The organism is Flavobacterium sp., assembly GCF_031363805.1.
Lineage (GTDB): Bacteria > Bacteroidota > Bacteroidia > Flavobacteriales > Flavobacteriaceae > Flavobacterium.
This window is the reverse complement of the sequence record NZ_JANLVD010000001.1, coordinates 1-9,023: the sequence shown is the minus strand read 5'-3', so window position 1 is coordinate 9,023 and position 9,023 is coordinate 1. Positions and strand designations below refer to the sequence as shown.

Here is a 9,023-nt window from a genome sequence, read left to right as displayed (position 1 = left end):
AGCAGTATTTGGCGATGCCATTGAAGTTCCTCCCAAAAATTCATACTTATTATTTGGAGTAGTAGCATAAATTTGAACTCCAGGAGCAAATATATCTACGTTTTCTTTTCCATAATTTGAAAAATTTGCCATTTGTGAAGCTCCATATTCAAAATTTAGTGCTCCAATAGTTAAAACATTATTGGCGTACTCTGGGTTTGCACCATCGGCATCATTTGGAAAATTAGGAGCCTGATCAATATCTTCTGAAGAATTTCCGGCTGCATGAACAAACAATACATCTTTTGAAGCGGCATATTTTATAGCATCAAAAACCCAGTCTTTATGGGGAGAATAGCTTTTCCCAAAACTTCCGTTAATAACTTTTGCTCCATTATCAACAGCATAGCGAATGGCAAGAGCAATGTCTTTATCATATTCATCGCCATTTGGTACGGCACGAACCGCCATAATTTGAACTACATCTGTGGCAACACCATCGCCACCTTTTTTGTTATTTCGAATTTGAGCTATTATTCCCGCTACATGCGTTCCATGCTTTGCTCCTTCTTTCTTGGGTCCAATTACATTATTGTTGCCATAATTTTTCTTACTGAAATCATCTGGATTATCGCCTAAGACTATACGACCATCAAATTCTGTATTTAAATTGTAATTCAACTGGTCGTATACAAAATTTTTATATTCTTCCATTTGCGAATTAAATTCTTCTCTCGTGGCGCCATAAAGTATTTGCGTCATAATGGATTGTGACTGACCCAAACTTTGATCGGTGGTTTTAATAGCTTTAACATCTGCCAAAGTATATTTATCATTTTTCAAATATTTTTTTATGGCAGCATCTGCACCAAGAATCATATCCAATTGTTGTTTTTGAGGTTCTAACTCCGCTTTATTTTTTTCCAATTCTGCAGTAGCATTTTGATATTGTACAGAACCATCGTTTCCTTTTTTTACAATTCGAGTCATTTCAAGTTGCTCATTATCTGAATCTCCAAGAAAATTCCAACCGTTAACATCGTCGATATAACCATTGTTATCGTCGTCTTTTTTATTTCCTGCAATTTCTTTAGGGTTTTTCCAGATGCTTGACTTTAAATCTTCGTGTTCAATATCAATTCCTGAATCGACTACAGCGACAATAATTTTATTGGCTTTTTTACCTTTTAATAATTCGGCGTAAGCTTTATCGACACTCATGCCAGGAACAGTATCTTTTACTAAATCAAGATGACTCCAACGTTGCAAATCTTTGTCGGCTAATTTTGTAGTTTTCAGCGGACGACTATCTATATTTGCTGGATTCGTAATCATTATTGCTTTTTGAGCACCACCACAACTCACAAGTGAAATGGCTAAAATTCCAGATAAGTAAATACGTTTCAAAATTCTCATATAGTTATAATTTGGTGTAAAAATCTTAATTATTAATTTAAGTTTATATTTTTTAACATTAAGTTAATATTTCTAAACAAGAAAAATATTCTTTCAATCGAATCCCTTTTTCGGTTTTTTCTACTGTAATGATTTCATTGTGCGCATCATGTTCCAAAAATAAATAATAATTGTTTTCGGCAGCAGCATTTAAAAACTTTGATTTTTCGGGCATGGTTAACAATGGTCTGGTATCATATCCCATCACGTAAGGCAATGGCAAGTGACCAGCAGTAGGAATCAAATCGGCACAAAAAACAATCGTTTTATCATGATATTGAATATGTGGAATCATCATTTTTTCCGTATGACCATCGACATAAAAAATGTCAAATCCCAATTCTGATGAAATGCCAAAATCTGAATCTGGTCTCTTAATGAAATTTAGCTGTCCGCTTTCTTGCATGGGTAAAATATTTTCAGCTAGAAACGACGCTTTTTCTCTTAAATTAGGTTTTGTAGCCCAATTCCAGTGGTTTTCATTAGTCCAAAACTTAGCGTTTTTGAAAGCTATTTCGTAACCAGTTTTATCTTTGTTCCAAACAACACTTCCGCCACAATGATCAAAATGTAAATGCGTCATAAAAACATCTGTAACATCGTCACGATGGAAACCATATTTTGCTAAAGATTTATCCATTGAATGGGTTCCCCAAAGTGAATAATATCCGAAAAACTTCTCCGATTGTTTGTTGCCCATTCCATTATCAATCAAGATCAAACGGTTTCCATCTTCAATTAATAGGCAGCGAGCAGCAATATCAATCAAATTATTTTCATCGGCAGGATTGGTTTTGTTCCAAATGGTTTTTGGTACTACGCCAAACATCGCGCCACCGTCGAGTTTGAAATTTCCAGTTTCTATTGGGTAAAGTTTCATGTTGTAAAATTAAAAAACTGCAATTTATGAAAATCTTGACCATTTAAATTAATAACATCAATTTTTTCTATGCTATTATCAATCATAAAAATGTTAACATCTATGGGAAAAATGCCAAAATGTAGTATATTTGTTGCTTATTTAGAAAAATTCAAAATAAGCTATGATAAAAGTATCTGATATTGCTAGAAAAAAAATTGTCGACATGATGCATGACGATGGTTTTGATGCAGCAAAAGATTACGTTCGAGTTGGCGTAAAATCTGGTGGTTGCTCAGGTTTGTCGTACGAATTAAAATTTGACAAACAAATAGAAGAAAACGATAAAGTTTTTGAAGATAATACTATAAAAATTGCTGTTGAGAAAAAATCGTTTCTTTATTTAGCAGGAACAATTCTTGAATTTTCTGGCGGATTAAACGGAAAAGGATTTGTTTTCAATAACCCAAATGCAAGTAGAACTTGTGGATGTGGGGAGAGTTTCTCTCTATAAATTAAAAGATTAAAAAATTTAATGATTGAAAGATTATGACCAAGTCGTTTGAAGAATTTGAAGTTTATAAAAAATCTATTCTTCTGACAAAGTTGGTTTTCGAATTATTAAACAATAAGGTTTTTGAAAAAGAATTTGGGTTTAAAGATCAAATTAAAAGAGCAGTTGTGTCAATTACAAATAATATTGCTGAAGGATCAGAATATAATAATAATCGGCAATTTATTAGATTTTTAAAATAGGCTAAAGGAAGTTGCGCAGAAGTTAGAATTATGTTGATTTTATCTAGAGAATTAGGGTTTTCTAGCCAAATTGAAATAGATGTTGTTTACAATTTAAGTATTGAAATTTCACAAAGTATTTCAAATTTTATTAAATATCTAAATAACAATACAAAGAATTAATTTTTTGAAATTTTTGAATTATTAAATCTTTAAATCTTTAAATAAAAGATGTCAAAATACACCGAAGACGATTTAAAAATCGAACTTGAAACCAAAGAATATGAATATGGATTTTATACCGATATAGAATCGGAAACATTTCCTATTGGTTTAAATGAAGATATTGTTCGTGCTATTTCAAAGAAAAAAGATGAACCTCAATGGATGACCGATTGGCGAATTGAAGCTTATCGTGCTTGGGAAATGATGACCGAACCAGAATGGGCAAATGTGCGTTATGAAAAACCAGATTTTCAAGCCATTTCCTATTATTCTGCTCCAAAAGCAATAGATCCAAACAAATCTTTGAGCGATGTTGATCCAGAATTGCTTGAAATGTATAAAAAACTAGGAATTTCTGTCGACGAACAAAAAATGATGAATAATGTTGCTATGGATATTGTGGTTGATTCAGTTTCTGTAGCTACAACATTTAAAAAGACATTGGGCGAAAAAGGCATTATTTTCTGTTCCATTTCTGAAGCCATTCGTGAATATCCAGAATTGGTACAAAAATATTTAGGAACAGTGATTCCTCAAAAGGATAATTTTTATGCCGCTTTAAACTCTGCAGTTTTCTCTGATGGTTCATTCTGTTATATTCCAAAAGGTGTTCGTTGCCCGATGGAATTGTCTACCTATTTTAGAATAAATCAAGCAGGAACTGGACAATTCGAAAGAACTTTGGTCATTGCTGATGCTGGAAGTTATGTTTCGTATTTGGAAGGTTGTACCGCTCCAAGTCGTGATGAAAACCAGTTGCACGCTGCTTGTGTAGAGCTAATCGCCATGGAAGATGCAGAAATAAAATACTCGACTGTACAAAACTGGTATCCAGGGAATAAAGAAGGAAAAGGTGGTGTTTTTAATTTCGTGACCAAGCGTGGAATTTGCGAACAAAACGCAAAAATCTCGTGGACACAGGTAGAAACAGGCTCGGCAATCACTTGGAAATATCCATCGGTTATTTTGAAAGGTGACAATTCGGTAGGAGAATTTTATTCGATTGCTGTGACCAATAATTTTCAGCAAGCAGATACAGGAACCAAAATGATTCATTTGGGTAAAAACACAAAATCAACCATTATTTCCAAAGGAATTTCTGCTGGAAAATCACAAAATAGTTATCGTGGTTTGGTGAAAATTGCTCCAAATGCCGATAATGCTCGTAATTTTTCTCAATGCGATTCGTTGTTAATGGGAAACAATTGCGGCGCGCATACTTTTCCGTATATCGAAAGTAAAAACCCATCAGCCAAAATCGAACATGAAGCCACGACGAGTAAAATCGGCGAAGACCAAGTTTTTTATTGTAACCAACGAGGCATTCCAACTGAAAAAGCAATTGCTTTAATTGTAAATGGTTTTAGCAAAGAAGTTTTGAATAAATTACCCATGGAATTTGCAGTGGAAGCACAAAAATTGTTGGAAATTTCGTTAGAAGGTTCTGTTGGATAATTTGAAAATGCAAAATAAAAAAGTAATTATAGTTGGTTCGTCTAGAAATAAAGGAAATACAACAAAAATAGTAGCTGGAATTGCAAATCAATTCAATGTTGATGTTATTAATTTAAACGATTATCAGTTTTCATATTACGATTACGAAAGTAAAAATAGAGAGGATGATTTTTTGCCTTTAATTAAATCAATAATAGAAAAATACGATACTCTAATTTTTGCCACGCCAATATATTGGTATAGTATGAGCGGAATTATGAAAGTGTTTTTCGACAGATTTTCGGATTTAATTCGAATAGAAAAAGAAACTGGAAGGAAATTGCGAGGCAAAAATTTTGCAGTAATTTCAAATTCGCATGATAATGAAATTGATTTTGATTTTTATATTCCTTTTCGAAAATCGGCCGAATATTTAGGAATGAATTATCTTGGAAATAAACATTTCAATGCAGACAAATTTGACACAAATAACAAAATAGAACTCCATTTTATATAAAAATAAATAATGTTAAGTATAAAAAACCTTCACGCCTCAATTGGCGATAAAGAAATCCTAAAAGGAATAAATATAGAAGTTAAAGCAGGAGAAGTGCACGCAATTATGGGGCCAAACGGTTCTGGAAAAAGTACACTTTCGGCCGTAATTGCAGGGAATGAAAACTATGAAGTAACTGATGGTTCGGTGTTTTTGGACGGCGAGGACCTTGCAGATTTAGCTCCCGAAGAACGTGCACATAAAGGCGTTTTCTTATCGTTTCAATATCCAGTCGAAATTCCAGGTGTTTCGGTAACAAATTTTATGCGAACTGCCATAAACGAAACCCGAAAAGCACAAGGAAAAGAAGAAATGCCAGCCAATGAAATGCTTAAATTTATTCGTGAAAAATCTGAATTATTAGAAATTGACCGCAAATTTTTGTCGCGTTCCTTAAATGAAGGATTTTCTGGTGGTGAAAAAAAAAGAAATGAAATTTTTCAAATGGCCATGCTCGAACCAAAACTAGCGATTCTTGATGAAACCGATTCTGGATTGGATATTGATGCGCTTCGAATTGTAGCTAACGGGGTAAATAAACTAAAAAACGAAAATAACGCTGTATTGGTAATTACGCATTATCAACGTTTGTTAGATTATATAATTCCAGATTTCGTTCACGTTTTAATGGACGGAAAAATCGTAAAATCGGGCGGGAAAGAACTCGCATACGAACTAGAAGAAAAAGGATACGATTGGATTAAAGAATTAGTTTAAGTGTAAGTTTCAAGTTTTTTTAGTTTCAGGTTTCAAGTTCGAGAAACTTGACACAAACAAACTTTATAACTGAAACAAAATTAAGTATGGCAACAATAAATAGATTTGAAGATTTAGAAATTTGGCAAGAAGCAAGGAGATTAGCAAAGGAAGTTCATAATATTTGTGTTGAGACTAATTTAAAATCTGATTTTAGATTAAAAGACCAAATAAAATCATCCTCGGGTTCTTTTATGGACAACATAGCAGAAGGTTTTGAAAGAGATGGGAATCTTGAATTTAGACAATTCTTGTCAATTTCAAAAGGCTCGGCTGGCGAAACTAGGTCACAATTATATAGAATTTTGGATTATGGCTATATTTCTGAAGTTAAATTTGAAACTATGAAAGTTGATTATGAAAACTTAAGCGGTAAAATTAAAAACTTTATAAGCTATTTAAATAAAAAAGATTTTAAAGGCAACAAATTTCAGTAGTTACCAAAACTTGAAACTTGAAACCTGAAACCTGAAATAAACACAATGTTAAAAGAAAAATTACTATCGTCTTTTATGGCTTTCGAAGAAAAAATCGATGTAACCTCCGAGTTACACGACATTCGAACTTCGGCTTTAAAAAACTTTGAAAATAAAGGTTTTCCAACCAAAAAGGAAGAAGCTTGGAAATATACTTCGCTGAACTCAATATTAAAAAATGATTTTTCAGTTTTTCCAAAAAACGAAACATCTATTGATTTTTCTGATGTAAAGAAATATTTCCTTCATGAAATTGACACCTATAAAGTTGTATTTGTAGATGGCGTTTTTAGCTCTTTCTTGTCTTCAACCACACACGATGGTTTGGATATTTGTTTAATGTCATCAGCATTGACAAAACCTAAATACAAAATGGTCATCGATACCTATTTCAATCAAATTGCCAGTAGAGAGGAAAGTTTGACGTCGTTAAACACCGCTTTTGCTAATGAAGGTGCCTATATTCACATTCCAAAAAGCAAAGTGGTTGACAAGCCTGTAGAAATTATGTATTTCTCCACAGGTTCGGAAGCGTCGCTTTTGGTACAACCTCGAAATTTGGTCGTAGTGGGCGAAAATGCTCATATTCAGATTATCGAAAGACACCAAAGCTTGAACGAAAATGCAGTTTTAACCAATTCTGTCACCGAAATTTTTGCTCAAAAACGTGCCATTGTCGATTATTACAAAATCCAAAATGACAACCACGAAGCCAATTTAATCGACAATACTTTTGTGTCTCAAAAACAAGAAAGCACTGTTTCTGTCAATACCTTTTCGTTTGGTGGAAATTTAACCAGAAATAATTTGAATTTTTATCATTTTGGCGAAGGAATTGTAAGTCGTTTGAATGGAATTACGATTATTGGTGAAACCCAACATGTAGATCATTATACTTTGGTGCAACATGCCACGCCAAACTGCGAAAGCCATCAAGATTATAAAGGTATTTTTTCTGATAGATCAGTAGGTGTTTTCAATGGGAAAATATTCGTAGAAAAAGAAGCGCAAAAAACCAATGCATTCCAAAAAAGCAATAATATTTTGTTGAGTGATAAAGCCACTATAAACGCGAAACCACAATTGGAAATTTTTGCTGACGATGTAAAATGTTCCCACGGTTGCACGATTGGACAATTAGACGAAACGGCTATGTTTTATATGCAACAACGCGGTATTCCAAAAAAAGAAGCCAAAGCATTGTTGATGTATGCTTTTTCAAATGCAGTTATTGAAAGTATTAAAATACCAGAATTGAAACAACGAATTACGAAGATCATCGCGACGAAATTGGGGGTAAAAATTGGGTTTGAGTTGTAGAAAAACTGTGATTTAGACCTTTTTTGATACAATTTAATTTATGCAAAATTTAATTTAGTTGTAAATTCTCTTAAATGATTCATAGCAATTTGAATATATTCTTTGTTTATCAAACTTTTCTTTCTTTGATTCCAGTCCTGTATTTTTTCAAAAAGCTCATCATCGTTTAATTTAGGGTTTTGATCGATTAAAAAATGTGTTGATGAGAGAATTTCTAAAGATAGTGTTGTTTCAAAACCTTCAATTATTTCAAAAACACTAACTAATCTTTGTTTTTGATTTAAACTTAAATTTTTCATAACATATTGTTCAACTTCGTTATAACGATCATAATTTAATTGTAAAGGTTCAAAAGCTCTAGCTGTCATTTGTTCAAGCCCATTTAAGTATTTACCATTTAATGCATATAAAACTTTTTCAATTGCCTGTGCATAAGGACCGTATTTGTAAGGTACAAATTGTAAGCGCATTGGTTCTCCACTTTTTTGAAGAAAATAAGCAAGTTTGTTTGCTGAAAAAACAGTAGCTATTTCACCCATTCTTTCATATTTATAAAGTGAGTAAAGCAACATAGCTCTAGCATCAGTTAGAGAAATTTCTTTTTTAATACTTTCTTTTTGCAAAATTTCTTTTACCAACTCATTGGGTTCATAGATTTGTATATCAACATTTGTAATATTTCCGAGATATTTATCCATTAATTGTTTAACTAATTCCCATTTTAAGCCACCATTACCACAACCCAGTGGAGGAATTGATATGCTCTTGATTTTGTAATGATTTATAACTTTTACTAAATCTTTCAATCCTTCTTCAATATAGACGTACTGAGATTTGTTTCGCCAATCACTTTTTGTTGGAAAATTAATAATTAATTTTTTACCATTTAAAGTGTTTTCAGATACAACTAACATTTTTCCAACTTGCATCTCCCCTTTTTTACATGCAATTGCATATATACTAATTTGCTTTAATAATTTCGAATTTAAAGTTCAATAGGGTTAATAACTGATTATGGTATTGGTCAAAATTTTCAAAGAATTTTTCTATGGCAATTTTGAATGTTTTGAAATCTTCATAGTATTTCTTTTTCATTACTTTCTTTTTAAAAAATTTCCATAGCCTTTCTATCAAATTCAGATTTGGACTATATGGTGGTAAATATATCAAGTCTATTCCAAGCTCTTTTGCTTTACTCTGTGCTATTATTCCCTTTTGATATCGAGCA

Annotated in this window: 10 protein-coding genes and 1 pseudogene; 7 read left to right on the top strand and 4 right to left on the bottom strand. The window is 32.4% G+C overall.

Going from position 1 to position 9,023, the window contains the following annotated elements; translation table 11 throughout:
• Together RMN92_RS00055 and RMN92_RS00050 are read right to left on the bottom strand one after the other, a co-directional pair.
• The coding region (locus RMN92_RS00055; RefSeq protein WP_309607413.1) for a S8 family peptidase at positions 1 to 1,395 on the bottom strand (1,395 nt) is incomplete at its 3' end.
• 58 nt (positions 1,396 to 1,453) lie between these two features.
• A complete protein-coding gene (locus RMN92_RS00050) occupies positions 1,454 to 2,314 on the bottom strand; it encodes an MBL fold metallo-hydrolase (protein ID WP_309607412.1) in 861 nt (286 codons plus the stop codon).
• Between the two features lie 163 nt (positions 2,315 to 2,477).
• Between RMN92_RS00050 and RMN92_RS00045 the strand changes: the two genes are divergently transcribed.
• The 7 genes and pseudogenes from RMN92_RS00045 to sufD all read left to right on the top strand — a co-directional run bounded on the left by RMN92_RS00045 (position 2,478) and on the right by sufD (position 7,795).
• Positions 2,478 to 2,807 carry an iron-sulfur cluster assembly accessory protein gene (locus RMN92_RS00045; protein WP_309607411.1) on the top strand — a complete coding sequence of 110 codons (330 nt, stop codon included), beginning with the start codon at positions 2,478 to 2,480 and terminating at the stop codon, positions 2,805 to 2,807.
• Between the two features lie 35 nt (positions 2,808 to 2,842).
• A pseudogene (locus RMN92_RS00040) lies at positions 2,843 to 3,211 on the top strand (four helix bundle protein).
• A 48-nt stretch (positions 3,212 to 3,259) separates the two neighbouring features.
• Complete coding sequence (gene sufB / locus RMN92_RS00035; RefSeq protein WP_309607410.1) at positions 3,260 to 4,708, top strand: Fe-S cluster assembly protein SufB; 1,449 nt, start codon at positions 3,260 to 3,262, stop codon at positions 4,706 to 4,708.
• 7 nt (positions 4,709 to 4,715) lie between these two features.
• Entirely contained in the window at positions 4,716 to 5,204 is a 489-nt protein-coding gene (locus RMN92_RS00030) for an NAD(P)H-dependent oxidoreductase (RefSeq protein ID WP_309607409.1), read from the top strand.
• A gap of 9 nt (positions 5,205 to 5,213) precedes the next feature.
• Complete coding sequence (gene sufC / locus RMN92_RS00025) at positions 5,214 to 5,960, top strand: Fe-S cluster assembly ATPase SufC (RefSeq protein WP_309607408.1); 747 nt, start codon at positions 5,214 to 5,216, stop codon at positions 5,958 to 5,960.
• Positions 5,961 to 6,046: 86 nt separating this feature from the next.
• On the top strand, positions 6,047 to 6,436 hold the full coding sequence (locus tag RMN92_RS00020; protein WP_309607407.1) for a four helix bundle protein: 390 nt from the start codon (positions 6,047 to 6,049) through the stop codon (positions 6,434 to 6,436).
• Positions 6,437 to 6,481: 45 nt separating this feature from the next.
• Positions 6,482 to 7,795, top strand: a complete 1,314-nt coding sequence (sufD, locus tag RMN92_RS00015) for a Fe-S cluster assembly protein SufD (protein WP_309607406.1) — start codon at positions 6,482 to 6,484, stop codon at positions 7,793 to 7,795.
• A gap of 38 nt (positions 7,796 to 7,833) precedes the next feature.
• Here sufD and RMN92_RS00010 read toward each other — a convergent pair whose 3' ends face one another.
• Both RMN92_RS00010 and RMN92_RS14530 read right to left on the bottom strand, forming a co-directional pair.
• Positions 7,834 to 8,724: a macro domain-containing protein gene (locus RMN92_RS00010; protein ID WP_309607405.1), complete on the bottom strand. Its 891-nt coding sequence runs from the start codon at positions 8,722 to 8,724 to the stop codon at positions 7,834 to 7,836.
• Positions 8,725 to 8,755: 31 nt separating this feature from the next.
• Positions 8,756 to 9,023: transposase (locus RMN92_RS14530; RefSeq protein WP_409024836.1), on the bottom strand; the 268-nt coding region annotated here is incomplete at its 5' end.

What these genes read in the sequence shown, in the direction of transcription:
- sufD (WP_309607406.1), top strand. Translation starts at nt 6,482, where the DNA reads ATGTTAAAAGAAAAATTACTATCGTCTTTTATGGCTTTCGAAGAAAAA.
- sufC (WP_309607408.1), top strand. Translation starts at nt 5,214, where the DNA reads ATGTTAAGTATAAAAAACCTTCACGCCTCAATTGGCGATAAAGAAATC.
- RMN92_RS00010 (WP_309607405.1), bottom strand. Translation starts at nt 8,724, where the DNA reads ATGCAAGTTGGAAAAATGTTAGTTGTATCTGAAAACACTTTAAATGGT.
- RMN92_RS00030 (WP_309607409.1), top strand. Translation starts at nt 4,716, where the DNA reads ATGCAAAATAAAAAAGTAATTATAGTTGGTTCGTCTAGAAATAAAGGA.
- sufB (WP_309607410.1), top strand. Translation starts at nt 3,260, where the DNA reads ATGTCAAAATACACCGAAGACGATTTAAAAATCGAACTTGAAACCAAA.
- RMN92_RS00045 (WP_309607411.1), top strand. Translation starts at nt 2,478, where the DNA reads ATGATAAAAGTATCTGATATTGCTAGAAAAAAAATTGTCGACATGATG.
- RMN92_RS00020 (WP_309607407.1), top strand. Translation starts at nt 6,047, where the DNA reads ATGGCAACAATAAATAGATTTGAAGATTTAGAAATTTGGCAAGAAGCA.
- RMN92_RS00050 (WP_309607412.1), bottom strand. Translation starts at nt 2,314, where the DNA reads ATGAAACTTTACCCAATAGAAACTGGAAATTTCAAACTCGACGGTGGC.